Origin of the sequence: Bradyrhizobium sp. NBAIM08, from assembly GCF_020193935.1 — a bacterium.
Classification (GTDB): Bacteria; Pseudomonadota; Alphaproteobacteria; order Rhizobiales; family Xanthobacteraceae; genus Bradyrhizobium; species Bradyrhizobium yuanmingense.
In genome coordinates, this window is sequence record NZ_JADYVR010000015.1 from 49,969 (window position 1) to 75,937 (window position 25,969).

17 protein-coding genes and 2 pseudogenes are annotated in these 25,969 nt (G+C 58.5%); 9 read left to right on the forward strand and 10 right to left on the reverse strand.

The features are described 5' to 3' along the window. Positions 1-213: 213 nt before the first annotated feature. From I6F37_RS33585 to I6F37_RS33600, 4 genes and pseudogenes are all read left to right on the forward strand, one after another. A pseudogene (locus I6F37_RS33585) lies at positions 214-741 on the forward strand (M16 family metallopeptidase); the annotation flags it as partial. A 1,604-nt stretch (positions 742-2,345) separates the two neighbouring features. Further along, positions 2,346-3,095 (forward strand): hypothetical protein, encoded by a 750-nt coding sequence (locus I6F37_RS33590; protein ID WP_225129528.1) that lies wholly within the window; start codon positions 2,346-2,348, stop codon positions 3,093-3,095. Between the two features lie 59 nt (positions 3,096-3,154). Continuing rightward, positions 3,155-3,874: a hypothetical protein gene (locus I6F37_RS33595; RefSeq protein ID WP_225129530.1), complete on the forward strand. Its 720-nt coding sequence runs from the start codon at positions 3,155-3,157 to the stop codon at positions 3,872-3,874. A gap of 419 nt (positions 3,875-4,293) precedes the next feature. Further along, positions 4,294-5,640 carry an IS5 family transposase gene (locus I6F37_RS33600; protein WP_225129532.1) on the forward strand — a complete coding sequence of 449 codons (1,347 nt, stop codon included), beginning with the start codon at positions 4,294-4,296 and terminating at the stop codon, positions 5,638-5,640. A 7-nt stretch (positions 5,641-5,647) separates the two neighbouring features. On the opposite strand, the gene I6F37_RS33605 is transcribed toward I6F37_RS33600, so the two are convergent. Then, positions 5,648-7,216, reverse strand: coding sequence for an NEL-type E3 ubiquitin ligase domain-containing protein (locus I6F37_RS33605; protein ID WP_225129640.1), 1,569 nt, complete (start codon positions 7,214-7,216; stop codon positions 5,648-5,650). Positions 7,217-8,140: 924 nt separating this feature from the next. Then, positions 8,141-8,386 (reverse strand): hypothetical protein, encoded by a 246-nt coding sequence (locus I6F37_RS33610; protein ID WP_225129534.1) that lies wholly within the window; start codon positions 8,384-8,386, stop codon positions 8,141-8,143. A gap of 3,893 nt (positions 8,387-12,279) precedes the next feature. Here I6F37_RS33610 and I6F37_RS33615 point away from each other — a divergent pair. Beyond that, positions 12,280-13,350 (forward strand): cytochrome-c peroxidase, encoded by a 1,071-nt coding sequence (locus I6F37_RS33615; protein WP_225129535.1) that lies wholly within the window; start codon positions 12,280-12,282, stop codon positions 13,348-13,350. A gap of 300 nt (positions 13,351-13,650) precedes the next feature. Here I6F37_RS33615 and I6F37_RS33620 read toward each other — a convergent pair whose 3' ends face one another. Beyond that, on the reverse strand, positions 13,651-13,812 hold the full coding sequence (locus I6F37_RS33620; RefSeq protein WP_225129537.1) for a hypothetical protein: 162 nt from the start codon (positions 13,810-13,812) through the stop codon (positions 13,651-13,653). A gap of 711 nt (positions 13,813-14,523) precedes the next feature. On the opposite strand from I6F37_RS33620, the gene I6F37_RS33625 reads away from it, so the two are divergent. The 4 genes and pseudogenes from I6F37_RS33625 (at position 14,524) to I6F37_RS33640 (ending at position 17,467) form a co-directional block, all read left to right on the forward strand. Then, the gene (locus I6F37_RS33625) at positions 14,524-15,195 is read left to right on the forward strand and encodes an ATP-binding cassette domain-containing protein (RefSeq protein ID WP_225129538.1); all 672 of its coding nucleotides are present in this window, start codon (positions 14,524-14,526) and stop codon (positions 15,193-15,195) included. Positions 15,196-15,637: 442 nt separating this feature from the next. Further along, a pseudogene (locus I6F37_RS33630) lies at positions 15,638-16,185 on the forward strand (DUF2478 domain-containing protein). Between the two features lie 172 nt (positions 16,186-16,357). After that, positions 16,358-16,912 (forward strand): peroxiredoxin, encoded by a 555-nt coding sequence (locus I6F37_RS33635; RefSeq protein ID WP_225129540.1) that lies wholly within the window; start codon positions 16,358-16,360, stop codon positions 16,910-16,912. A gap of 6 nt (positions 16,913-16,918) precedes the next feature. Further along, on the forward strand, positions 16,919-17,467 hold the full coding sequence (locus I6F37_RS33640) for a carboxymuconolactone decarboxylase family protein (RefSeq protein WP_225129542.1): 549 nt from the start codon (positions 16,919-16,921) through the stop codon (positions 17,465-17,467). Between the two features lie 237 nt (positions 17,468-17,704). Here I6F37_RS33640 and I6F37_RS33645 read toward each other — a convergent pair whose 3' ends face one another. The 7 genes from I6F37_RS33645 to nifH all read right to left on the reverse strand — a co-directional run bounded on the left by I6F37_RS33645 (position 17,705) and on the right by nifH (position 25,559). Continuing rightward, positions 17,705-18,001, reverse strand: coding sequence for a ferredoxin family protein (locus I6F37_RS33645; RefSeq protein ID WP_027571403.1), 297 nt, complete (start codon positions 17,999-18,001; stop codon positions 17,705-17,707). A 38-nt stretch (positions 18,002-18,039) separates the two neighbouring features. Then, complete coding sequence (locus tag I6F37_RS33650) at positions 18,040-19,347, reverse strand: FAD-dependent oxidoreductase (RefSeq protein WP_225129544.1); 1,308 nt, start codon at positions 19,345-19,347, stop codon at positions 18,040-18,042. An 11-nt stretch (positions 19,348-19,358) separates the two neighbouring features. Beyond that, positions 19,359-20,471 (reverse strand): electron transfer flavoprotein subunit alpha/FixB family protein, encoded by a 1,113-nt coding sequence (locus tag I6F37_RS33655; RefSeq protein ID WP_225129546.1) that lies wholly within the window; start codon positions 20,469-20,471, stop codon positions 19,359-19,361. Positions 20,472-21,441: 970 nt separating this feature from the next. Continuing rightward, a complete protein-coding gene (gene nifW / locus I6F37_RS33660; RefSeq protein WP_225129548.1) occupies positions 21,442-21,783 on the reverse strand; it encodes a nitrogenase stabilizing/protective protein NifW in 342 nt (113 codons plus the stop codon). Between the two features lie 468 nt (positions 21,784-22,251). Continuing rightward, entirely contained in the window at positions 22,252-23,439 is a 1,188-nt protein-coding gene (gene nifV, locus I6F37_RS33665) for a homocitrate synthase (protein WP_225129642.1), read from the reverse strand. 295 nt (positions 23,440-23,734) lie between these two features. Beyond that, positions 23,735-24,526 carry a nitrogen fixation protein NifQ gene (locus tag I6F37_RS33670; RefSeq protein WP_225129644.1) on the reverse strand — a complete coding sequence of 264 codons (792 nt, stop codon included), beginning with the start codon at positions 24,524-24,526 and terminating at the stop codon, positions 23,735-23,737. Between the two features lie 148 nt (positions 24,527-24,674). Continuing rightward, complete coding sequence (gene nifH / locus I6F37_RS33675) at positions 24,675-25,559, reverse strand: nitrogenase iron protein (protein WP_027571409.1); 885 nt, start codon at positions 25,557-25,559, stop codon at positions 24,675-24,677. Positions 25,560-25,969 lie beyond the last annotated feature (410 nt).

The following is a 25,969-nucleotide window of genomic DNA, read 5'->3' on the forward strand; positions in this document are numbered from 1 at the left end:
AGCCTGGCGAAAGTTGCACCGGCGTCACATCGCCGATCAATCCACCTTTTCTGCAAGTTTACCATTCTATCAGTTGACGCCAAGTTGTCCTGACGCGTCGTGCGCATTGTCGCCGCCGCCACCATCTGCTCAGCGAGCCGTTCACCTGATGGTTGGCGCGCCAAACCTCTCCTTGACCATCGAGCGGATTTCCTCGGAGGCGACGTCCCCAGCGGCGCCGGCCTGACTTCGCGCCTGTTCCGCGAAGTCCGCGAGAAGCGCGGACTGGTCTATTCGATCCGTGAGAACCTGGTCCGCTGGATCATTCAGCCATGTTTCTCGGCAATAGCGCCACCTGCGCCGATCGTGCCGACGAAACGGTCGAAGAAATCGAGAAGCAGGTCCGCCACGTCGCCGAGGAAGGACCGACTCAGCAGGAGCTCGATGATGCAAAGTCCTACCTGAAGGGCTCGCAAGCGCTGGCTCTCAACACATCATCAAAGCTGGCACGAACGCTGCTGCAGCGTCAGCTTGACAAGCTGCCCATCGACTATTTCGAAAAGCACAACACCATGGTCGATTTGGTGACGTTTGGAGGACGCCAAGAGAGCAGCGCAGCGGCTGTGGGGCGGGGGTCTGCTCACAATTATCGTCGGCCGCTCCCCAAAGGACGCAGCGCGGCCGAACACCATGCCAGCGGGGACAACACCCCCGCCAGGCGCCGAGCAGCTAGGCGCCGCCCCGACGGCGCCACCGAATTGACTTTCTAGCAGCCCAGGCGCTTAGCAAGCGCCTCCCTGTTGCGCGCAGAGTGTCTAGCCCCCGCCTTTAGCTCGCGGAGATATTCGATCATCGGGCAGTTACCATGCGGCCGCTCGAGTGCCGCTTTTGCTCAATCGCTTTGCCAAACAAGGCGGCAGTCCGGCGTGAAGTCTTCAGCGTAGCGAAATGCAAAAATAGAGCCATCACCAAGCAAGACGGCCTCGGCGGGGGCTACGCTGAGGCAGAGCTTTCACTGTGGTCGTGCCATTGGAGGAATGGCACAGACGTGGAGATAACCGCTTACCAAATAGCTTGTTCTTAATTTCTTTTCATTTCCGGCCTGACCAGCGATCGCCGGATCGGAGCTCTTCGCGGCGGCAGGGGATCGCTACTTTCCGCGGCCTTCGGCGGCAGCAATGAGGTCGATACTTCCTGTTTTCCACCCCTCCCTCGATTGTTGCAGTAAGCATCCGCCTTGATCGCATTCAGTTGTGCTCGAGTTGCGTTACCCTGGTCGGCTGGCGTGCGTACCGTGGCGCCAGCGGGATCGATGCCGCCTAGAGCTCTAGGGGCCTAACAAAGCTTCGGTGGTTGCCCCATGAAGGATATGAAGGTGAGCATGACGTGGCTTTACGCCCAGGCCGAATATGCAGACCAATTATCTAAAGCGCGACCGACCAGAAGAAACGAGAACTGGACGCGCATCTCGCACCGGCGGGCTTGCCTAGCAAATCAAAAAGGTGGTCAGAGTGGGCGCTTCAAAAGTGTAATGTACACCGTCTGCCGCACCCCCCAGCGAGAGCGCGCACGCGCCAGGCCATCGTTCATTCCCTGCAGATTCTTCTCGACCTGCACGTAGCCTCATCGGCGAAATCTGTGCCCAAGACAAAGATCGTCCCGGTCGCTCGACGCCGACTTTCTTTTGACGAAGCGTCCTCGATATCGCTTCGTCACCGCCATCGGCCGGCGAGCCCCGTGCACCCTTCGATCCTGTTCCCATGACACGATACCTCGCCTCGGCGCGAACAGATGCATGCTTGCTGTTTGCGTCAGCATCAGCGCTCGCATATCTCGATATTCTTCAGCAGAGTGAGAGTTCGGTCGTTCAGGGTCATCTCTCAGTGATTGACCAGCCACTTCGCTGTCTGCCGAAAAGACGACGATCTGATCCAGCATACCTTTGATGATCTGCCAAGTCATAGTTGGACCGCGTAGCACCGCCTCGATTGCGCTTCCACCGAGCTCGCAATCTGACGCTACGTAAGATTCGGCCGCTTCATGCCAATCATAGCAGCAGCGATAGATATCCTATGGCAATCGCCACGATCACCACAGGCAGCCGTTGATACTTGGTGACGCGCATTCCAGCCGTTTACAAACCTCACGTAGATCACCAGTACAAGTGATTTACTCTCCATTTTCGGCCTGCATCGTCGTTGCGATCCAAGGACGTCACTCGCTTGATGTTGAAAACGTTCATCGGTTGCAGAGCTCTCGCATCGAAGGTTCATTGCCCCTTCTTTCTGCCATGTTCGCACCCAAAGCAGAGACGCGCCGGTTGCGTACTTTGCGCGCCGCGATAGCGAGTGTCTCAGGAGATTTCCATGGTGAAGCCAGTTGTAATTGTGGTCGGTGCGGACAAGGGAGGTGTCGGCAAGACGACCGTATCACGAACGCTACTGGACTACTTCAGCGTCAACAACGTGCAAACACGCGCATTTGACACGGAGTCGCCGCGGGGAACGCTGAAGCGCTTTTATCCCGAGATCACCGAGATCGTCGACATGACGACGACGGCGGACCAGATGAAGATCTTCGATACCCTGAACTCAGGGCTGTCCGTCACTGTCATCGATGCTCGCGCAGGCTTACTGTCCTCTGCGCTGGCTTCCTTGCGCGACATCGGATTTCTGGACTCGGCGCGGTCTGGCCAGATAACATTCGCCGTGTTCCATATCCTGGGATCGTCCATCGCCTCGCTAGACGAGATCGCGGAAACCGCGACCTTTATGAGCGGCGCGAAGTACTACCTAGTCAAGAACTTCATCAACGACACTCAATTCTTCCAGTGGGATCAAGCGACATACAATTCCTATTTTCACCGCATCAAACATGCGACCGAGTTGGTCATACCGAAGCTTAACGAGATGGCCTATGAGCAGGTGGAAGTCGCATCCGTCCCATTCATAGACTTCGTCGCAAACAAGGGGCGGAACGATGAACCTGCGAACAACTCCTTCGTGCTGCGCGGCTATGTCCGGCACTGGCTGGCAAATGTCTGGAACGAATTTGATCGCATCAACTTGACGGAATTGGCCGGCGCCAAGTCCGCCACCCGTGCCGGCGAGAAGTAATCGCATATTCGGCGAGCTCAGGCCGGGCCCACGTACGAAACGAAATTGATCTGCTGGCTATGTTAGCGACCCCAATCTACATTATCTGCTCTCCTAGCCCGCAGGTCGGTAAAACCCTCATCGCTCGGGCGATGAGCGAGTTCTTGCTGCTGAAAAACGGCACAGCGCTGTCGTTTGATGTCAACTTGAAAGAGCCATCGTTGCTCGACTACCTCCCCAACATCACGGAAACCGCGGATGTGATCGACACTTACGGCAAGATGCAGCTGATGGACCCTCTTATCATCCACGATCGGGTACCCAAGGTGATTGATCTCGGATTTCACGCCTTCGACGAATTCTTCAAGATGTGCGAGGAGATTGGCTTCATGAAGGAGACGGCGCGCTGCTATGTCGCCCCTATCATCCTCTACGTCGCGGGCGCAGACCGTATCTCCTTTCGCGGTTATGAAATGCTGCGCCGGCGAATTCCGCCGGCGTCGCTGGTCACCGTCCACAATGAATTCGTGCTGCGCGGCGGATTACCTGATCCGATGGATGGCGAGCGGGTGATTCGGATTCCCGCACTTCCGCTGTTCCTCAAGAGATATATAGACCGTCTTGGCTTTTCCTTCACGGGATATCTGCGCAACGAGAAGGACTGGTCCACCGAGCTGCATCAATGGATCCGACGGAATTACAGCATGTTTCGCGATCTGGACTTGAGTGTGATGCTGCGAGGGTCCTATCGATCGCGGGGGACGGATATCGATAGCCTACGTTTCACAAGGACCACTTGAGATTTCGGTCTGCTCGCCATCTATTCGTCCGGCCTATGAGTGGTCGTTGACCAATGACTTCAATGGCGTTCGCAACGCGAACGCATGAATTGCGGTATACGACTCTTCGCTTGGATCGCGCATCTTTACCGTGATCGTCCGCACGGACCGCGCGACCGGTAATTGACGTCAGCTCATTCGCCGGATGCCGCAAGTAGACACGCCCGTCCTCGAAAGGATCGATGACTGTCTTGACCTTGTGAGCAGCTAGGCAGTCGTCCGTGAAGAGTGGCTCCGATTGAGCTAGAATCGCATTTGTCGTTGTGGACTGTTTTGCGTTTGCAGGGGTTTGATGCTTCGGGCGTCGGAACCTTGCAATTTCATTTTCGGGATTCCGTCGAATCGCCAACCATGATTCCGTCATCGCATCGGAGGTGGCGATGCGACCGAAGGAGCACAGGACGACGGGATCGGGCGATCTGTTCCGGGCCAGGCTGGACCAAATCATCAATATGAAGCACGAGCTGGTTCAGCTCGCCGGCAAGGTCGATTGGGACTGGATCGACGGCGAGATCGCGCCGCTCTATAGCGAGAATGGTCGGCCCGGGATCGCGAGCCGCTTCATGATCGGGCTGTTGCTGCTCAAGCACATTTACGGGCTGTCCGATGAGGGGGTGTGCGAGCGCTGGGTCCACGCCCCATATTTCCAGTACTTCACCGGCGAAGAGTTCTTCCAGCACGCATTCCCGCACGAGCGCTCGGACCTGAGCCACTGGCGCAAGCGGCTCGGCGACAAGCTGGAGCTGTTGCTGGCCGAGAGCTTGCGGGTGGCACACGAGGCCGGCGCGTTACGCAGCCAGGACATCAAGCGGGTCACAGTCGATACCACTGTGCAGCCGAAGGCGATCACCTTCCCGACCGATGCCAAGCTCTTGCACGCGGCGATCAAGGGGCTCAACCGTCTGGCGAGGAAGCACGGGGTCAAGCTGCGGCAGTCCTATCTGCGCATTGCCAAAACCGCGACAATGATGGCGGGACGCTACGGCCATGCCAAGCAATTCAAGCGGCATCAGCGGCAGTTGCGCATCCTGCGCAGCCGACTGGGCCGGATCATCCGCGATATCCGCCGCAAGATCGAAGGTCAGGCTGTGCTTGAGAACACGTTCGCCCTCCCGCTCAGCCGGGCCTCGCAGATCCGCTCGCAGCAGCAGCGCCAGCGCGGCTTCAAGCTTTATTCCTTCCACGCCCCGGAGATGGAGTGCATCGGCAAGGGCAAAGCAGCCGCGCCTTACGAGTTCGGCGTCAAAGCCTCCATCGTCACCAACAACCGCCGTTCTCCCGGGGGCCTGTTCGTGCTGCACGCCAGGGCGCTACCCGATAACCCGTACGACGGTCACACCTTGCGGGACGTCATCGACCGCACCGAGACACTCACCGGCTGCGCGATCGAGCGGGCCTATGTCGACAAGGGATACCGCGGCCACGACGCACAAAATCCCCGACGGATCTTCATCTCCGGCCAGAAGCGCGGCGTCTTCGGTGTCATCAAGCGCGAGCTGCGCCGCCGCTCCGCCATCGAACCCATCATCGGACACCTGAAGGCCGATGGTCACCTCGGCCGCTGCTACCTCAAAGGCCGCGCCGGCGATGCGGCTAACGTCATCCTCTCAGCCGTGGGCCACAACTTCCGCCGCATCCTCGCCTGGCTCAGAGAACTCTTGTGCCTCATCCTGCTCCAGCTATGGCGCACGTTCGGCTGTCGCGCCGCGCTCAATTCGCCTTCTTAACGGACGACTAGGCAGATCGACGGGCCCTTGCGTCGGAGGGCGCTCTTAGCTCAATGCCGAGTTTCCCGAGCACCTGGTGCATGACCGCGCTTTTGATCTCGCGGGCGATCTCGTTGCGTATCTGGGCACCGAGCACCCGCTCGGCATCGGCATCGCCTGTCAGACCATGCTCGGCCAGTCGCTCATCCAAGCGGGTTTGAAACTGTACGCCCATCGCGTCGACGAGGCGCTCCTGCATTTCAGCATAGTCTTCGGGTGCGATGCGCCTCACCACGCTTTCCCATGGTTGCCAGCGCGCTGCTAAATAGTCCGGAAATTCCGCGGCTTCCTGGTTCCGCACCGATGCCTCGGCCCTGGCCACATCGTCCTCGCTCACGTGAGAGACGTTCATGAAGCGCATGTCGGGAGCGATGTGCCGCAGCTCCAGCGCGTCCCGCAGCTGGGTCTGATAGGCAAGGTAGACCTCGATCTCATCGACGTCGGGATAGGCACGACGAAGCGAGTTGACCCTCTCGCGCGCGATTCCGTCCAGAGCTTCCAAGCGAAACATGACGCGGCCGTGCTGGAGCAGTTCGCCCAGTCGCCCATCATAGACGCCGTCCTCGACATCAGCGTTCAGGCGTGCAGTCTGCATGCCGTTCCAGGCCAAAGTAATGCGATCTTCGCAGCTCGCATTCGCTCCCGAAGCCAACTCGAAATACTCCTCGCGCAAATGCGGCCTGACGGCTGCCTGCCGCAAATCTTCGGCGACCGCTTGGCGGAACGCCTCGTTGCCATAGTTCACCGTGCCCCGGAGCCTGTCGAGGAAGCGTGCATAGTCCGCGGCCCCCGGTTCATGGGCGAAGTGCTGCCAAGTGGCCATTGCCGTGGGCTCGCCCTCGAGCCAGTCCGCGGCAACCTCTTGCAGGGACCGCGGCTGAACTTCCACCGGTCCATCCGCGGTTGAGAAGAAAACCTGAGGGCCGGCATAGTCTCCGGCATGCATCGCCGTTGCCAAGCCGGCCTGCACCCGCTCGGCGAGCGGATTATTCTCCAGATCAACGCTCGAGTCACTGCTTAGCTGCGTCAGCAGGGTCTCGGGTACGTTGGTCAGATAGTTGTTGCTGGCGCCGAGCCATATCAGCTGGGGCGGGACCGTCTCAGGCAGGCTGGTCAGCCGGTTGTGGCTGGCGCTGAGCCATTCGAGCTCGCCGGGAAGAGGTTCGGGCAGGTCCGTCAGCTGATTGTACTCGACGTTCAGACGCTGGAGCCCTGCTGGAAGCCCGGGCAGTTGGGTCAGGCGGTTACCGCGGGCGTCCAACTCCTGAAGCGTTGCTGGTAGGCGTTCGGGCAGGCTGTTGAGCTGATTGTCATCGACATTCAGGCGGCGCACCCCGGCCAGAATGGGCGCAGACAAGGCGGTCAGGGACAGAGACGACAGATCTAGCAGCTCGTTGATATCACCCGCGCGCCGCCAAGCCCTCGTTCGACTGACCGCCTGTTGCCGATCCTCATTTTGCCCCTGCCCGTCTTCGGCAGCCCAATCCGTCAACACCTCCTCCTGCCAGGCAGTGGCCTCGGCAGCGGACGCCTGCACGTCCGTCAAGGCCTCTCCCCATTGCGATGCGCCCGCAGAGCCCAGTTCGGAGCTTTCCGAATTGGAAGTTGCGGAAGGAGTACCAGGGCCGAGCTGTTCTGCATTCATCGATGTCGTCTTTTCGGTAGCAAAAATTAAGCGAACTCGCCGGGGCGGCGCATCTTAGAACCGGTAATCCCCAACCATGGATGGCGCTCCACCGGCTAACTGCAATGAGCTGCGATCACAGAGCGGGGCCGTCACGCACGACTGGCGCGAATACGCTGCTGCGACACCGAGGAACTGCAGACGGTGCAGCGAACCCGGGCGAAGTCTCGCCTCCTGGATCGGTTGATGTTGAGGTCCACCCTGGTCTCGCCTGCCAGATCTGTGCCCATTGAGCCGAGCCTGCAAGCGAGTAGCGACGTTCATGATACGAGAGCTAGCTGTCGATAAGCTGACGGACCGCGGAGCGACAAAATGGCGAATGGTCCCCATCAATTTCTCAACCTTAGGCTCAGCGCCCCGCAGGCGAATGAATTCGAGCTGGGCCGACTGATGCCGGGCGCCGGCACGCCGGCAGCGGCGCGCTTGCGCCGGCAACTTTGCTGTCGCTTGCGGCGAGGCGGCCCCACTTCTCCCCGCGTTCAAACGCTTGTGTTATAGCTGAGCTTAAAAGCTTGCAGCCCATCGCGCCTAACGCCGCTCGCCCTTGGCTACGAGACCCGCGCGCACTCAAATGCTAACAACACGGGCCCGTTAAATTCTCCGATGACGAGTTCCTTGCGTTTTTGACATCGGCCACGTGAACCGGCCATCCCCCTCGGCTTACCGTCGCAGACCTCGACAGGCAAGCGCCCATGAGACGCTCTTGATCCGTGCACGTTCGACTGAATGACCGGACGGCTGTATCTGCACTGATGCGACAGAGTTTATATGTCGAGCTCAGTGTAATCGAGCGGCGCCGCGATCAATGAACTTGAGCATCGACTGAGACTTGTTGATCTCGCATGAAACTCGTTTCAGTATACGTATTGCTATCTCCTCGGTCGCAATCAGCCCCACTCTCTCGCAGGCTACCCCAAAATGATGCATCACCTGCTCCTCGGAGGGTGCGATACGATTCTGCAACACGCTGGTCGTCAATGACGAGAGCATGTGCTCGACGACGTCATTCTCCGCCTGGCTCAAGACCTAGTCCTTCTGATTTTTTGTTCAGTTCCTTTGGCGACCACATCGCATAGAGTGTCGCTGCGACGGACAGTCATCTTCAACATCGCAGCTTCATGCCCGTTGAACTCTGCTTTCGAGAGATGGTCGTTTACCTCACCTGCTCGGACCGCTTATCCTCAGCACACGCGCACGGCTTCAGATTGCGTGAGTTGCACGATTCTGATAGCTCCACAGCGGCATTCCGCTCTTTTGGAGTGTGCCGACCGAATGATGGTACAAATATGGAAGGGGCCCTAATTCCGACCTTCCCAATCAGAACGCCGTCAAGATGCGACACTCGAGAAGCTATTCTCTGGCAAACGTCCTGGCCGGCCTAGCCTCCGGCCTTTCGGCTCAACGCATTGCATGTCGTGGCGTAGCCCACGATCTTCCGACGCGGATGCTTTCCTCGAAACTCCAGAAATCTAGATTGAAACTCAACCGCCGCCCCTTTCCGGAACATCGAAAGGTCGACGGTGCGCAGTTGCTTGTTGCGCGTGACCACCACTGTTGAGCATTTAACGATGTCGCCGGCGCAATCGATTTCGCCTAGCGCCCTCGTGAGGGTGGTTTGAAAGGACATAAGGCCTTCCGAGCTTTCACCGCAGCGTTCTGCGCGGCATCAGTGCTGCGGGTCATCGCCTCTGGCCGGAGTGACCGGCTATTCCGTTGGAGTATCTGCTTGCGAGCGCGGGCTGTTTAGCCAGCGCGCTTTCGCTGTTGCGTTAAAAGCGCCTACGGCTGTGGTCAACCATATTTCTGCTGCCTGCATCATTCCATCATTGCGATCTGGCGACTCCAACTGATCAGTGTAGGGGCAATGGCTGGCCCGGCGCCCCGTGTGACGACGGAAATGGCTTTCCTGGCCATCGCCCGCAAAACGAGAAAACTAGCAATCAGCAGGCCGTCCTCTCGGTCTCCATTTGCGTTGCGCCGTCAACGCATCAGCAAGCGGACAACCTGTCGCAACGTGAGATTCAAGCTAATAAATCGGTCTTCTGAGGCGTGCACAGCGGATGTCGATAGCAATGATTGTCTGTGGAATGCTCATTTGGCTCGACACTGCGTCCAGCCGACATTTTACCTTGGATCCAATCCCGGCGCGTGCGTTTCTTTGATTGGCTGGCGCGCGCCGTGGATCGCAGTCAGCCTGGCTCGCCTTCCTCAAAATCGCACCACCGCGGCTTTCCCATTATGTTGATGAGGTCCACCTCGGCCCATCGATGATTCATCGGGTAAGCGACTGCGAATGGCCGTAGCAGCGCGGGACCGACCACCATCGGAGCTCGCAATGAAGCCGCCATCGCCTTATGCCGCTTGGGCCGCTAGAGGTCGACATCGCTACGTTCGGGCTCGCGAGCTGCTGGCCTAAGTCAGGTCGCGCCCAGCGCCTGAACAGGCAACAAAGCCGTCAAACGCTTGCATATTCCGCTGCCATCGACCATGGGGACATGCGTTGTGTGTTACCAGCTCCTGCTTGAGCCGTCTGCGTGGCGGGCATGGGCTTAACTGCTCTCCGGTGTTGGCGCACCAATCAATGAGCGCTGGAATTGTGCAAGGCACACGACCGCGGCGCCGTGAAAACGCGAGGATCTGCCGCGATTTCTCGTCACACGCGCGGTGTAGGGTGATATTGATTGATAGAGTTGCATACATCCAACTGCTCGCCGCCTACCGCGAAGAACAGGCGGGAGGTCGCAAGTTCTCGGATCAACTATTCGGCAGGAATGCGGAGCCAAGGAATGGCCGCTCGGTGACGATAGATATGCTTGATACCCCAGGGACGAAGTGAACTAGATCTGTGATGACTTCAATTGATGATACATTAAGTGAGATCAGATGGCTGCGGAACGAAGTCTGGCGCTGCCGTCGATTCCTTAAAAGGGACCTACCTGACGCAGAGCGCAAGGCCGTTGAGAGGCGTCTGCTTGAACAGCTTTCTGCCTTTGAACGGCTCTTGTCGACGTCGTTTCCTTTGACTTTGAGCCCTAAAGTGTATTCGGCCAAGAGCACCACGATCGGACGAAGCGACTCCCCTGAAGCGCCCATCGAGAACCCCGCAATGGCATCAAGCGGTTCCTCCGGGAAGTCGATGGGCGGCTAAGAGGCTTCCTAGCTGTATCTGTACCTTGAGCCCGCCAGTCAAGACCAGGCTAATTCCCAGCTGAGAAATCTGAGGAAGACCGCTATTGAAGAAACATCCAACGCGAGGATACCGGCGATCTTTTGCCAGTTGTAGCCGATTTAGCCAGCTGCCGGAAAATACTTGGTTGCCGGGCACAACGCCATACCATGATGAGCAGCACGGATTTCTGCAAATGTCCGGCCGCAACCACTGCAGTTTACGCAGATTCCCCTTCCGACCAGTTAGGCCGATGGCAATCTCACGACGGCCTCAAAGTCAGCGAATGGCAGCAGCTCAGAATAAAGCGCAACTGCTGCAGTACGAAATCGAAGTTCGGAGCGCATTACAACCTCGTAACACGCGTGGGCGCACATCGATCGTTGATCGAGGCGAATCGATTCACAGAGCTCAGTGCCCCTGATAAATGAACTGCGGCTCGGCAGGCTGATGCTTCAGCCCGATCGACTTTCGGCCAAGGGCCAAACTCCGGCTCCCGTCAGTCTGGAACACCTAACTGTCGCTCGATTTCTGCGACTGCCGCTCGGACGCCTCACTCTCGATGGAGGACGACCGGAAGCCTGTTGAGACGCCGTCTCGGTCGGTCGTTTCTCTCCGCCGCGATTGGCATCCTGCGGCGGCATTCTCCGCGCAAGTTCTTGAAATTGTCCCTAAGACAAAACATGGCCACGTCCGCATCGCCACGCCCTGTAAAGCGGTTACAGAAGCGCATCACGTCCGGTCTGCAGGAGGTCAAGACTTCCTCGGCCCGCCGATCTCGCGCGCGAGCGTAGCCTGTGCACCACGCCGTTGCGATCGCGATCACGATCGCAATGAGGGCCGCTGCACAGCGATGCGCATTGGGAATCCAGCTCATTCGTCGCTCATGACCCACCAAATCTGTCTTAAGCCGCATATCGGTAACTATTACTCTTTCCTCAATCTGTTTACCGGCGCCTCGGCAGCCATGGTCGCGCTGTTGCGGGGCAGCCGCAATGATTACGGCCTCCCGAATCATCGTCCCGCCACGAATAACACGCTCGTTGCGAAGACACGGAGGTCCAACAGAGATCGGCTGTTTAGCATGTGCGGCGATGCTGGCTCCCAATATGGCGTTCTGCCTTCGCAAGGCCTACAACCTGACGCTACGGTCGATTCAAGCACTTTGAGCGTCGTCCGGCATGTGTGAATCGCTCTGAGACGGGCATGCCCTCATTGGGCGCAGCAGGACGAACTCCCGACAACTGCGCGCCGGACCGGCTGCCTCCGGGGTAGGAACGTTACCGATGCTGGTGGATGACGCTTAGCTTAGTGAAGCGGTTGAAGCCGCAAAGGGCACGCATCGAGACGATCAGTAACAAACTGCGTCGACGCAGCTCCTTTTGTTCGCGATCCGATTTGCAGAGTCAAAAGAGTTCGGTAGATGGGTTTTCCGAGAAGCACAGAGGTTTGGACCGACAGGCCAGGATACCTTGCCTGGTGGTGATTGTCGCAACTGCCACGTACCGTCCATGACAGCCTCATGCGGCCTGCTGCTATTCACGGTGCGCAATTGCTTGAAACCGGCTCAGCAGCTTCGACCTTGAGCCCCGCTGGCACACCGGTTGCTAGTAACACCGGCAGAACGTCAGCCTTGGTGCGGCCTAGCCGGAACACGGAAGACACCATTCGACGTTGACTGCTACAGGTCTTTCTGGGACCGAGGGCTATGTTCGCGAATCCACGATCTAGGAGAAAAGCGAGACTTCACATGAGGAGATTAGCGGTACGCGAGTTTTCCAGGGTCGGCAGGTTAAGTGTTATGGCCTCAGCCATTCTGGTTTCGCCAGCAGCAGGCGCCAATGAGGATTTGATGAGCGCCGCCAAGCGCATTTTCAAGCCGATTCCCTCAACCGTTCCAGCGGTGAAGGACAATCCTATTACCCATGAAAAGGTCACACTTGGCAAATCCTTGTTTTTCGATCCGAGGCGATCGGCGAGCGGGGTTATTAGCTGCAACACGTGTCATAACCTTGGGACGGGCGGGGTAGATGCCGGCCCGACGTCGATTGGTCATCGCTGGCAGCTGGGGTCACGTCGTGCGCCAACAGTCTATAACGCAGTCTTCAACGTGGCGCAGTTCTGGGATGGACGCGCGGCGGATCTTAAGGCGCAGGCCGCGGGCCCTGTCCAGGCCAGCATCGAAATGAATGCGACGCCCGATCGCGTGCTCAGAACATTGAATTCAATGACCGATTATGTCGCTATGTTCAGCAAGGCTTTTCCCAACGATGCGACGCCAATTACGTTTGAAAATTTCGCCAAGGCCATCGAGGCTTTCGAGGCGACCTTGATTACTCCCGCCGCCCCATTCGATCAGTACCTCGAGGGCGATGAATATGCTCTCACTGATCAGCAGAAAGCTGGGCTAAAGCTATTCATCGCAAAGGGATGCTCCTCTTGCCACAACGGAATCAACGTCGGTGGACAAGAATACTTCCCGTTCGGCATGATTGAAAAGCCCGCCGAAAGGCTGCTTCCGAGGGAGGACAAGGGTCGCTTTGCCATCACCAAGGATCTCGGGGACGAATATGTTTTCCGCTCCGCGCCGTTGCGGAACGTCGCGTTGCGCCCTCCTTACTTCCATTCCGGTCAGGTTTGGAGTCTTAAGCAAGCGGTTGGCGTGATGAGTGAGGTTCAGCTTGGCGCAAAGCTCAGTGATGAAGAATCTGACGAGATTGTAGCGTTTCTGAATTCGCTCACCGGGCAGCTGCCAAAGATCGATTACCCGATGCTGCCAACGCGGACCATTGCAACCCCAAAACCTTGCCTAGACAAATAAGCCTTCACGATAGCGACACGCGGCGTTGTGATTAGCGAGGAAGATACCGCTGCCGCAGCGAAATCAGGCGATATCGCGGTCCAAGCTGGAGCATTTAGCAGGCTGCAATTGCGAGCCTCGAGTCCCAACGGTTCGTCGCTGACGCAAGAATTCCTTCGGAGCCTGTAAAAGTATCCAACTTGGGCAGCTCAATCCTGGGTCACCTCGCGTTGCAACAAAGGCCCGCGCGCCTGAGATGCGCCCGCGACCGGTGCGGCCAGGAAGACGTTCTCCCGTAGCTCGCGGGCACAGCATCTCATCTCACATCAGCCCTTTTTCCCAAGCGCCCCGCTGCCGACTTTCACCTCCGCGCACACCGGAAGGTGCGCCAAATCGGGTGACATGGACTTGTGCATCATTGACGAGTTTTACGGCCGCATGTTCGCCAAAGCACCATCTCCAATGCAAGAGGCGATCGATCATCCTCAGCTTCCACTTCGTAGCTCCTGCATGTGCGGTTGGTGACGCGAGCGTCCAAAGCCCTACAATGACATGCGGCGATTTACGCCGAGTGGAGCCCGATACAAAGCCTCCTTCACCGCTAGACGCGCAGATATTCATTGAAGCGGCACGCGGATTGCTGGGCAGGGATCAACCAGTCGCGACGGCGGAGCCGGAGTTCCAATGAGGCTTATCCGATTCATCCAGATCGATCTAGCTTTGATGCTGCTCGCACCCGAGAATGCAGGGGCCACGACTATGGCGACCGGCGCAAACTTCAAATCGGCTAGCAACGCTGTGGGAGGCTTGATGCGGATTTCTGATCCCGAGCCAGTATTCAGCTCTGGCGCGAGCCGACATCTTTACCGTCAAACCTCTCAAGCCGGGCCATTTGGACATTCAGCAGAAGCCCTCGGCTTTGCCAAGCAGGCTGAGAACGTCGCGTTGCTAGGTGTCTCATTGGCAAGCGCAACCGGGCAGCGTCCGATTGTCACAATCCTCGCGGCTGGGAGATGAAGACGCCTCTGGTCTTAACACCGTTCTGCAGTTCGCCGCCGCACCTTATGCCCTCACCCGAGTAGAGACGCCGTGCTGGAGCGGCACGGACTGGATTTTCGGAGGCATGGTCATGATCTCCATTGCAGTGATTGTGCTCGTGTCTTGGATGGGAAGATACAGCACCGGCGCAGGTTCATGAGAGAAGCAAAAGCGGGCTATATAGAGGTTACGTTCAACGGCTCTCTCGCAAACATTCCGCTAGATGCGCAATTCAGCGTACCAGCCAAAGGCGTCACAGCGACTTTTGGTCCGCCCGGGTGCGGCAAGACCACACTCGCGCGCTGCATCGCGGGCGTGCAGCGTCTGCCGAACGCATTTTGTGCGGTCGATGGAGAGATTTGGCAGGATGAGACGACATTTCGACCGCCTCATCTGCGTCCCGTCGCATATGTATTCCAGCTACCAACTCTTTTCTCTCATTGGTCTGTACGGCGCACCCTTCTACATAACGCGTCAAAATCGACACCGACACTGATCGATTTTGATGGTGTGGTCGAATTACTCGCCTTGGCGCCACTGCTCGAGCGTTCGCCATCGCATCTTTCCGCGGCCGAGCGACAGCGACTTGCGCTTGGCGGCGCGTTGTTAGGCCAGCCTAGGCTGCATTTGCTGGACGATCCACTCGTTGTGCTCGACCGCTCCGCCAAATGCGAGATCCTACCATTTCTCGAGCGCCTGCGGGAACAGCTCCCACTGCCGATGATCTACATCAGCCATGACATCGCTGATATCGAGCGTTTTGCCGATCATCTTGTCATGATGAAAGATGGCGTCATGACTGCGGCAGGGCCGCTCCATGTCGTTTAGAGCGAACCGGCGCTTGCCAGGCGCCGCGACGCGGCAGTCTGTCTTGATACCGTGGTCGGCGGCTACGGACGCTATGGGCTGATCATGCTCCGCCTAGAGGGGGCACGCCTTCTGATACCTGGAGTGCCGCTTAGACCGGGCGCGCAGCTGCGGCTCCGCATCGCAGCCGGCGACGTCAGCATTGCGTGTGAGCGCCCGCGTGCAAGCTCTATCCTCAACGTATTTCCGGCACGCACAAAGCCTCTCTGCCGTTCGACGAGGCAGAGGTCACCTTCTTCTGACTGTTGAAATTGGCCGTTCTGGCGTAGCTCTTGGCGCGCATCACGCGCCGGTCCTTTGATGCGCTACGGCTCAGCGATGGAGCGGACGTATTCGCCGAGGTCGCTCGCGCCGTTCCGCTTGCGGCTGCCGAGCGGTGCTTGCAACACCCGCCACGACCCGCATGAGAACCTCGACAGATATTCCCCGACAAGAGAAACACATCAACAGGATCCCAGCCGTGATCGATGATCTGGATCAGATAGGTCCGTATAGTGTGGGGGCAATTCACTACCGCCCAAAAGACGATGCCGATAGGCTACTCGCCCAGTTCGCTCAGGATATCGCGCAGCAAGGCCTACGCTTCGGCGGCATCGTGCAGCGACACTCGATGCGCGCAAATGTGACGCACGTCATGATCACAATCGACGTTGCGACGGGACAAGAGATCTCGATCTCCCAGCCACTCAGCAGCGGAGGTCCTGTAATCTCGGTACAAATGCGCTTGCCAAGGCCGCAGCTGTCCTTTCCCAGGCACTTCGCAACAAGTTCGATCTTCTCATGACCAACAAATTCGCCAGACAAGAAGCAGCTGGCCGGGGCCTGCGCGCCGAATTCGTTGACGCGATCACCCGAGGCGTAGTCCTAACGGCCGTTCCGAAGAAATGCCTTGCCGACTGGCGACCCTTCAGCGCGGGCGTTGGCACGCTGCTGCCTTGTGATCGTAAATAGTTGGAGCGAAGCGCTTGGCTACTGATTTTTCAGAACTTAGCGCTGATCGACTCTCCAAGCGCGCGAGCATGCTCGTATCAAAGCCGCTGGAATCCACTCCCGAGAACGGATGGCATATAGTTTGCTTCAACAGTGAAATCACGATCTACAAAAGCAAATTTGTGAGGACAGCATGCTCGGAATTGGAAGTCAGTTGCCGCCGTTCGAAATCACAGGCGTGAAGCCAGGTTTTCAAGCGCAGGAAGAAGGAGGACAGAGTGCATTCGAGACGCTGACCGAGGCGAGTTTTGCAGAAAAATGGAAGGTCATCTTCTTCTATCCCAAGGATTTTACCTTCGTCTGCCCGACAGAGATCGCTGAGTTTGCGCGGCTCTCCAAGGAATTCGCCGACCGCGATGCGATTGTACTCGGTGGTTCGACTGACAACGAGTTCTGCAAGCTCGCTTGGCGGCGCTCACATGTCGACCTGCACAATCTGCCAATCTGGCAGTTTGCAGACACAAAGGGAACGCTCGTCGATGGTCTTGGCGTGCGTTCACCTGAAGGGGTTGCTTATCGTTACACCTTTATTGTTGACCCCCAAAATACGATCCAGCACGTCTATGCGACCAATCTCAGTGTCGGGCGCAGTCCTAAGGACACGCTCCGCGTTTTGGACGCGCTGCAAACCGACGAGCTCTGTCCCTGCAACCGCGAAATCGGCGGCGAAACCTTGAAGGTTGCTTGAGGCAGCATGTCGTCGATCGAACAACTAAGCGACAGGATTCCAGATTTTGCGAAGGATGTCAGGCTTAACTTGACCTCCTTGGTGGCCGATGAGACGCTTTCGCCACAGCAAAAATACGGGCTGCTGCTGGCGAGCGCTATTGCCACCCGCAACGCAGCCCTGATTGCCGCGATCGAATCGGCTGCCGCCGCCGTGATGACATCTGTGGCGATCGCCGCAGCAAAAGCCGCAGCCTCCCTCATGGCAATGAACAACGTTTACTACCGCTTCGCTCACCTCGTTTCCAACTCGCAATACAAGACGATGCCGCCACGGCTGCGTATGAACATCATCGGCAATCCCGGCGTCGACAAGTCCGATTTCGAGCTGTGGTCGCTTGCGGTCTCGGCCATAAACGGCTGCGGTGCTTGCATCGATGCCCATGAGAAGACACTGAGAGCCGCGGGCGTCAGTTCCGAAGCGATCCAGACCGCCGTACGCTTTGCCGCGATCATGCAGTCAGTGGCGATCGCAATCGAGGCCGCTGGGCCCACCCCCTCTCGGGCGAGGGGCTGATCCTTCTTCTGCCATACGATCGACTGCGTTGTGGCGCCACTCAGTGACGCCACAACGAGCCCTTTGCGGCTCCCGAACGAGCGGGACATCTGCAAATCATGTCTTGCGCAGCGTCCGCATGAAGAGCGTCTTGCTCGAATTCCAGGCGCCGTGCAACTGACGCGGAATGCGCCACACATGCGGTGAGATCCTATCGCCTAACCTCGGTCGCACCACGGCCCGCCCTTTTTTCCACCATCACCCAAACTTGAACAGCACTCCATATCCGCCGCGCGGATGGCTCCATTCGATGTCGCCGGTGGGCTCGGCGATCACGCGGCAGGTACCGCACTCGATGCAGCCGTCAACGGTTATCTCGACCTGGCCGTCGTCATTGAGCTCGTAGCATCGCGCGGGGCAGGCTTTCAAAAGTGCAAGTAGCTGCGGCGATGGCGTCGTGTGCGCACGGACCTTGACGTGAGGATGACCGATGTCGACAAGATAGCGGTTGTAATACAGCTTGTCTTCGACGCGCACTGGGGGTTCGACATTCATGCTTTGACCTTCCATTGTTAGCCTTCACGCTGTCCCGGTCAGCGCCAGGCCCGTGCAAAACGATAAGCATCGCCGAACAGACCTGTCCATGACCTCGCCTTGGCAAAGGATTTCAGGGTCGCCTTCTCCTTCTCAGCCTTGGGCGTACCATCGACGCGCACAAAGTTTTGCATCGCCTTGGAGATGAGCTGCGGATAGGTGAGAAAGAAGTTTTGTGAGTGCGTATGCATCAGGGGCGGCAAATCCTTGTACTTCTTTAGATCTTTGATGACGAAGGAGTCGTCCAGCATCTTCTTGTAGATCGCCAGATTTGTTGCACTCATCGGCTCGCCGCGCGATTTCACCAGACCTATCGCTTCGGCGGCGATACGGCCGGAAGTCATCGCGAGATTGGAGCCCTCTCGATGAATGGCATTGTTGAGTTGGGCCGCATCGCCCACGACGACCCAGCCTTCGCCATAAAGCTGCGGGATCGACTTGTACCCGCCTTCAGGAATGAGATGCGCCGAATATTCCTTGACTTCGGACCCTGCTATCAGGGGCGCCACAGAAGGATGCCTCTTGAATTGATCGAGCAGGCCGTAGGGCGTCCGGCCCGTGCGCTGGAAGTCGGCAACGAGACAACCGATGCCGAGCGAAATGCACTCTTTGTTGGCATAGATGAAACCCATCCCTGTCATGCCGTGGGAAATGGTACCGGCCGCCTCGATCACGACGCCTTCATCGCCCTTGAGATTGAAGCGCGCCTCGATAGTCTCGCGAGGCAAGAAGTGCATCTCCTTCACCGCGAGCGCAACGTTATCGGGTCTCGGCCGCGCGCGCAGGCCCGCGCGCGTCCCGAGCAGGCCATTGACCCCCTCGGCCAGCACGACGACATCGGCATGTATTTCGCCGTCTCGGCGATCTGTACGAACACCGACGATTCTTTCACGCTCGTCCCGTACAAGCTCGGTGACGGTCGTCTCGCACAGCACGGTCGCGCCAGCCTCCCGCACCTTGGAAGAGAACCATTTGTCAAACTGGGCCCGTATAATCGTATACCGGTTCGGCCGTTCCTCGTTGAAGTCGTCTGAGCGGTAATGCATGCCGACATGGGAGCGATCGTCCATCATCCAGAACCGCTGCTCGATCAGATGACGTTCGAGCGGCGCCTCCTCTCGAAACTCGGGGACCAGCTTTTCCATCATGTCGGCATAGAGGATGGCGCCCTGCACATTCTTCGATCCGGGATATTCGCCCCGCTCGAGCTGCAGCACCTTCATGCCGCGTTTGGCCATGGTCAATGCCGCCGCATTGCCGGCCATACCGGCTCCGACCACGATCGCATCGAATCTCTCTTCAATCATCATCATCTCCTCTAGGCCGTCGCGATCCGGGCGCGCGAATTCGGCAAAAGCCGGGCGCGAAATGCGGCCGTGAGCGAGGGTAGCAATTGCATGGCGTCACTGACGATCGCGAGATGGGCGAAGTCGAAGATCGGAGCGTTCTTGTCAGTATTGACGGCGACGATCAGATCCGCGCCCTCCACACCAACCCGGTGCTGGATCGCGCCGGAAATGCCGGCGGCAATATAGAGCTTTGGCCGGATGGTCTTGCCCGTCTGGCCGATTTGCCGGTCAGACGTGACCCAGCCTTTTTGCACCAGAGGACGCGAGCAGCCATATTCAGCGCCAAGCAGCGTTGCGAGCTCGCGCACCAACCGAAAGTTCTCAGGCGATCCCAGTCCCAGACCGCCCGCAACCACGACATCGGCATAGGCCAAATTGGACGTTTCTGCATCGCGGTCGGGTAGGAACGACAATATTTTTGTGACAATATCGTCTTCGATAAGACCGAGCGGATGGACGATGATACGAGCGGCATCGCGTACGACGCGCTCAGGCATCGGCATGACCCGCGGGCGGACGGTTGCCATCTGCGGACGATAATTCAAAGTATAGATTGTGCAGAGCAGCGAGCCGCCAAAGGTCGGACGCGTTGCCGCAAGCGAACCATCGGCGTCGACGTCCAGCGCGGTGCAGTCGGCAGTGAGCCCGGTCGACAGGGTCGTCGCCACGGAACCTGCGAGATCGCGACCGAGCGTCGTCGCCCCCAATAGCAGGATCTCGGGCTTGTATGTGTTGACGAGTTCGGTTAGCGCTTTTGTATAGGATTCGTTGCGGTAATCCGACAAAACATTGTCGCTCACGAGATAGGCCAGGTCGGCGCCATAGCAAAAGGCATCAAGCGCGGCGTTACGTGTGTGCTGCCCCTCCGGACCGATAACGACAGCGGCAAGATTCACTTTTAGCCTGTCGGCAAGCCTGCGCCCCGCCCCCATGAGTTCCCAGGAAACCGGATGCACCTGGCCGCGCTCCAGCTCAACAAAGACCCAAACGTGTTTGTACGCCTTAAAGTGCTCCGGCAGTTCCTTTTTTGCTGCTGCGCGGCCGGCCGCCGCCGGCATGGCCGTTCTGGTGACATTGCTCATACTCAAAATTCCCCTCAAAGATAGGCGCGCCCGCGCCACAGGTCGCTTTTTAGCTTCGTTGACTGAAGATCACTTTTGGTCAGCAGGTGGCCGGTTGCTCTGCCCCGTCAGCCTGGTCCGACCGGCCGCACAACAAGACCCGTCGTCGCGATAGACGTACCGGTCCGGCCGGATTTGGAGAGGTCTTCCACACTGGACCCTTGCGCGCCGGGTTCGACGAATGCGGCCGCGGTGATTCTGACCGGTCGCTTCCATGCCTGAGTTGGCGTGTCCGTTCGCTGCGCAATACCTGCGCCTCACTTTCGGCCCAGCGGCTCCACATTGACTGTGACGGCGAGGGCGATCCCCGCAACGCACCTGTCACGCAATCCATCCCGAGCCTCCAGCGCCGACAACCCGCATGCGCCGACCTTGGCCCTCTTCCTAACGTGCTGTCCGCCATGAGATGGATACAAATCTGAGCGGAATCGGGGGCCGATTTGATGGGGATGACGCTGTGCATACCCTCTCCAGGTGTAGCGCGAACGGGCGACTTATCCATTGACCACCATCTGACCGTCGATACGGAACTTCGATCGCGTCAAAGACCATTTCGAACGGACCTGCGCGATCGTAGGCCACGAGATGATGCCGCAGCGCTCGGCAGGCAGTAAAAGCAGCATCATGGGTCTCCTTCAATCTCATCTCGGACGACTAGCATCTGTCGGCAGCGATGATCATACCGGCAGGACAACAGCAAGTGTCGTACCAGTTGCAAAAACCCTTGAAAGTCAGTCGAAAGTAATGGTTTGGGAGACACTTGAAATAGCCGCTGATACCGTGGACACGACCAGTCCAGACATGGGTCGGGAATACGACAGGCGCCGCTCGGGTCGTGGTTGCAGAGAGTTGACCCGGATAAGGACGAAGGCTGCACATCGGGTTGCCATGGCGCCCCGCCGGCAAACCTTGCTTGCAGTGGACCGCGAGATCACTTCAGCTCGCTCAACGGGACAAAGGCAGCGGCCTTCTTAGGGTCTGCGACGGCATCCTTCAAAACCTTGAACACTCGCTGGTCGATCGGTGACGATGCCACGAAATCGGCATAGGCCTGCTCCAGCATCGCCTTGCACCGAGCTCTGATTTCCGGCTCGGCGGCACCAGCAAATTGCTCTTTGGCAAGATACTGTCCCATGCGCTTTAAGATGTGAAGGCGCGCGACATTCACGATCTTAGGGTCGTAATCGACGCCTAGCAGCGAAAAAAAATCCTCTGCCGACGAGGCCTTGCTGAGCCGAACCAGGATACCGGCTGCCGGGGATGAGTTGATCATCGAAACTTCTCCTTCAGATTAGCTCTGGACGGTCAATGAGATGGGGTTGCGCCTGTTGACTGCTGCCGTCCTGCCTCGCACAGCTGATGCGCACGCCACAACCCGGAAAGCGGTGCTCTCAACTTCGCTGCCCAGATCGGCGGGTCCGCCGGTGACGAAGCCAGTCCCGATGAAGATCCGGGATCAATGGCCAAACCACGATCTAGGTTGACGCTCGTCAGGACGGTCGTCGGACCGGAAATCAGCCGCGCGAGAAGATGCCGATTGGCAGTCCGGGGACGGCTCGTCATTGTGTAGGAGATCACAGCATGTATGGCGGAACGGGAACTAAGATTTGGAGGTGAGATCGCGCCAGGGATCTGACGTGCGAAAGCTGGGCGCCGCTTGCGCCATCAGCGACATGGGACACTGTCCTTGCGGCGCGTCGGTTTGCGAAGGGTCGACGCAAACGTTGCTGGGCACGGCTTTTCACGCGGGCTGGGTTGCCAAGCATCCGCACACGTCGCGCCAGATCGCCGCCACGGTTTCGCGCTCGACTGGCAGCTTGTGCTCGATCGCATACTTGCGGACTTGCGACAGGATCTGCCTGGCTTGATCGTCGCTGGCGACGAGCTGCAGTTCATCGAGTAACGCGGTGATCGCCGCAAGTCCGGAATGCTTGCCGAACACAAAGCGGTTGCAGCGGCCAAGCAAAACGGGATCAAGCGATTGATAGGTGCGTCGATCCTTCAAAAGGCCAGCGACATGAATGCCGGATTCGTGCGTAAATACATGCTGTCCGACGATCGCCTTGTTCATAGGAATCGCACGTGCGGCCGCGGCTGCTACCACCGTGGCGACGTTCTCGAGCTCCCGGAGTATGATGCCGGTCTCGCGCCCGTAGAGCTGCTTGAGTGCGACCGCGATTTCCTCGAGCGGTGCATTTCCGGCCCGCTCGCCCAGCCCGATGACGGTCACTGAGGCGTGGCTCGCGCCAGCCCTGATGGCGGAGAGCGTGTTCGCGGTTGCGAGTCCTAAATCATCGTGACCGTGAAATTCGAGTTCGAGATCGGTTGTCGCACGCAAATTTCCGACCAGCGCGTAGGTCGCGTCGGGATCGAGCACACTGAGCGTATCTGCAATACGAAAACGACGCGCGCCCGCGGCTTCTGCAGTCGCCATCAGCCTGATGAGAAAATCAATGTCGGCGCGGGAGGAGTCCTCACCACCGACGGCGACCTCAAGTCCGCGCTCACAGGCATAGCCTACCACTCGCTTCACCCGTTCTAGCGCCAGGTCGCGATGACCACCTAGCTTGGCCGCGATCTGAACATCGGAGGTCGGGATCGAGATATTGATCATGGACACCTTTGCTTCGATCGCCGCGTCGACGTCAGATTCCCGCATCCGGCACCAGCCTATGGTGGTCAGCGGAAGATCTGCTTCGACAATGGCGCGGATGGCGGCGATCTCCTCGTTGCCCATCGCCGGCGTTCCCGCTTCGATCTCCGTGACTCCGGCCCGCGCCAGCGCCTGCGCGATCGCCAGCTTTTCCTCTGTGGTGAACGCAACGCCAGGTGCCTGCTCGCCGTCGCGCAATGTCGTGTCGTTGAGCACGGTAGGCTTGGCGCGCACCTGGTCGGACCAGGACGATTTGGCGGCGGTGCTGGCGGCAATCACGCGAGAGCTCCTCATTGTTTGACCTACCTACGCTTCAGCAACCAGCATGCCAGCCTGCCATCCCGTCCAACCCATTGACGAATGACCCCTTCCGTCCTCGACCTTCTTGAGCAAATGAATTGTCGCAAATGCGACAGGTCATGAAGCGGACGCCTTGCCTGTTGCTACGCCGAGTTCGAACGTTAGCAATTGCGGCTCGCCAGGATGTGAGAATTGTCGCGGTCCACTTGGGCCCGCCGCCGCCTTGGACACATGGTCACTCGCTCACATCGAAGCGGCGTCGGCCGCGCCCTCAACCTCCCGCGCGACTTACCAAATCCGGCGAGGCTTTCTCGGATGACGGGGCGATAGCGGACGCTCCTGGCAGTTCAGATGGACAGTCTCCGGCAACGACCGGCCGAGCCGCCCGGAACAGAAGATCGCGCCGGCGCTCGGCCATCCGGCTCTCACCGCTTTCTTCGCCGAAGCACAGGTTGAAGTCGTCACATTGCTTGCACACAGGTGTTGTGCACATCACGAGCCCTTCATTCTCGCAAAGCATGCGGTAGAAGAAACGCTTCCAGCGCATATTGTTGACATTGCGCGCGGCGAGCGGCGCGAAATGGCGGCTCAGCAGCCGAGAGAGCTCGCCACGATTGCGCAAGCCGAGCGCTTCCCACAGGTGGTCTGGCTCAATGGCACGGCGCGCGATCATCGCAGCCAGCCAGCGGCCGATATCCCCTTCCGTCGAGCGTTGCTCGAGCAAGAGATCGCGCAACATTGCGATCTCGTCGTCCTCTTCGCACTCGAAATCCGAGAGCTGCTCCGCGAGCTTGATCTCAAGCGAGGGAAAGTACTGCTCCAGCAAGGCCACCAGTTCAAGGCCGGACAGGCCAGCCTTCTCGGGAAGAGAGCCACCATCCATTGTGGCAGCCGCCAGGATAGACGCCAGGACATGGCGATCGAGATCGCTGTCAATGGTAATATCGGCATCTGTAGGAGGCACACCGGTGAGCATGCGATAGGTTGCAATTCCCCTGTGCATCTGGCTGTTGATATCAACGGCACAAGCAGCCGGCGACGGAAGGAAGTGCGCTTCGAACATAATTTTGCGGGTTTCCACAATGGTCAGGTTTGCGTGCCGCATCCTGGTTTTGATCAGGGTCGATCGTCAGAATGCCGGCCTCCCGGGATGGGCGGTGAGGGAGACCGGCATCCGTCGCGCGCCTTTACAAGGCCGCGACTCGCGACCTTTACGAGGCCGCGAGTTCGGCGGCGGTCTTGCCGATGATGGATTCATCCACGGGCTTCATGATGCCATGCTCCATCAGCATGTCCTCGAGCTCGTCCATGGAGATTGGGGTCGGGATGATGCCTTTGCCGCCATTGTTATGAACCTTGGTCGCAAGATTGCGATAGTGATCGGCCTGCTTGGAATCGGGTGCATATTCAAGCACCGTCATGCGGCGTAACTCGGCATGCTGCACCACGTTGTCGCGTGGCACGAAGTAGATCAGCTGAGTGCCTAGCTTCTTGGCCAACGCTTCCGCCAGTTCCAGCTCCTTGTCGGTCTGCCGCTCGTTGCAGATCAGACCGCCCAGCCGCACGCCGCCAGAGTTCGCGTATTTCAGGATGCCTTTGGAAATGTTGTTCGCAGCATACATCGCCATCATCTCACCGGACATCACGATATAGATTTCCTGCGCCTTGTTCTCGCGGATTGGCATCGCAAAACCACCGCAAACGACGTCGCCGAGCACGTCGTATGAGACATAGTCAATGTTCTCGTAGGCTCCGTTCTCCTCCAGGAAATTGATCGAGGTGATGACGCCGCGGCCGGCGCAGCCGACACCCGGCTCAGGACCACCGGACTCCACGCAGCGAATGTCCTTGTAGCCGACCTTCATTACGTCCTCGAGCTCGAGGTCCTCAACGCTGCCGGCGCTCGCTGCAAGGCTCAAAATCGTGTCTTGCGCCTTGGCGTGCAGAATCAAGCGGGTCGAGTCCGCTTTCGGATCGCACCCTACAATCAGAATTTTCTGACCCATCTCGGCCAGCGCCGCCAGCGTGTTCTGCGAAGTGGTCGACTTGCCGATGCCGCCCTTCCCGTAGAACGCGATTTGTCTCAGTGAAGACATGTTGCTCTCCATCAACCGATTTGCCAAAAGTTGCGCGCTTCTTGCGCGCGAGCTTGTTTCTCTCTCAGAAACGGGGGCACACGGGTTCGAGGGAAGGAGCGCATCGCTCGTGTTACGCGTCGGCGTGCACTCAGCCCTCACTCAGTGTTGCTGTCGCTTATTAGCAACCGCCGTGCCAACGCTTGACCGCGCTCCTTAAGCTTCTGATTACGTTTCTAAAAAACACCAGCCGGTGAGTGAGGCCTTGGCTATTTTGGATCTGACAGGATCTGCGCGACTGTCAGAAAACTAACAACGACCACAACAATCTACGCGAAAAGCCGATTTGGCGAGACCTGTTCCGATGCCTTCTGGTGTGGAACGGCACTTTGTCCTCTTCTCGCAAGCCGGGCGATCCTAGGACAGTGAAT

What these genes read in the sequence shown, in the direction of transcription:
- I6F37_RS33590 (WP_225129528.1), top strand. Translation starts at nt 2,346, where the DNA reads ATGGTGAAGCCAGTTGTAATTGTGGTCGGTGCGGACAAGGGAGGTGTC.
- I6F37_RS33655 (WP_225129546.1), bottom strand. Translation starts at nt 20,471, where the DNA reads ATGAGCAATGTCACCAGAACGGCCATGCCGGCGGCGGCCGGCCGCGCA.
- I6F37_RS33620 (WP_225129537.1), bottom strand. Translation starts at nt 13,812, where the DNA reads ATGATCGATCGCCTCTTGCATTGGAGATGGTGCTTTGGCGAACATGCG.
- I6F37_RS33640 (WP_225129542.1), top strand. Translation starts at nt 16,919, where the DNA reads ATGTCGTCGATCGAACAACTAAGCGACAGGATTCCAGATTTTGCGAAG.
- I6F37_RS33645 (WP_027571403.1), bottom strand. Translation starts at nt 18,001, where the DNA reads ATGAATGTCGAACCCCCAGTGCGCGTCGAAGACAAGCTGTATTACAAC.
- nifH (WP_027571409.1), bottom strand. Translation starts at nt 25,559, where the DNA reads ATGTCTTCACTGAGACAAATCGCGTTCTACGGGAAGGGCGGCATCGGC.
- nifW (WP_225129548.1), bottom strand. Translation starts at nt 21,783, where the DNA reads ATGATCAACTCATCCCCGGCAGCCGGTATCCTGGTTCGGCTCAGCAAG.
- I6F37_RS33615 (WP_225129535.1), top strand. Translation starts at nt 12,280, where the DNA reads ATGAGGAGATTAGCGGTACGCGAGTTTTCCAGGGTCGGCAGGTTAAGT.
- I6F37_RS33600 (WP_225129532.1), top strand. Translation starts at nt 4,294, where the DNA reads ATGCGACCGAAGGAGCACAGGACGACGGGATCGGGCGATCTGTTCCGG.
- I6F37_RS33650 (WP_225129544.1), bottom strand. Translation starts at nt 19,347, where the DNA reads ATGATTGAAGAGAGATTCGATGCGATCGTGGTCGGAGCCGGTATGGCC.
- I6F37_RS33635 (WP_225129540.1), top strand. Translation starts at nt 16,358, where the DNA reads ATGCTCGGAATTGGAAGTCAGTTGCCGCCGTTCGAAATCACAGGCGTG.
- I6F37_RS33625 (WP_225129538.1), top strand. Translation starts at nt 14,524, where the DNA reads ATGAGAGAAGCAAAAGCGGGCTATATAGAGGTTACGTTCAACGGCTCT.
- I6F37_RS33595 (WP_225129530.1), top strand. Translation starts at nt 3,155, where the DNA reads ATGTTAGCGACCCCAATCTACATTATCTGCTCTCCTAGCCCGCAGGTC.
- I6F37_RS33670 (WP_225129644.1), bottom strand. Translation starts at nt 24,526, where the DNA reads ATGTTCGAAGCGCACTTCCTTCCGTCGCCGGCTGCTTGTGCCGTTGAT.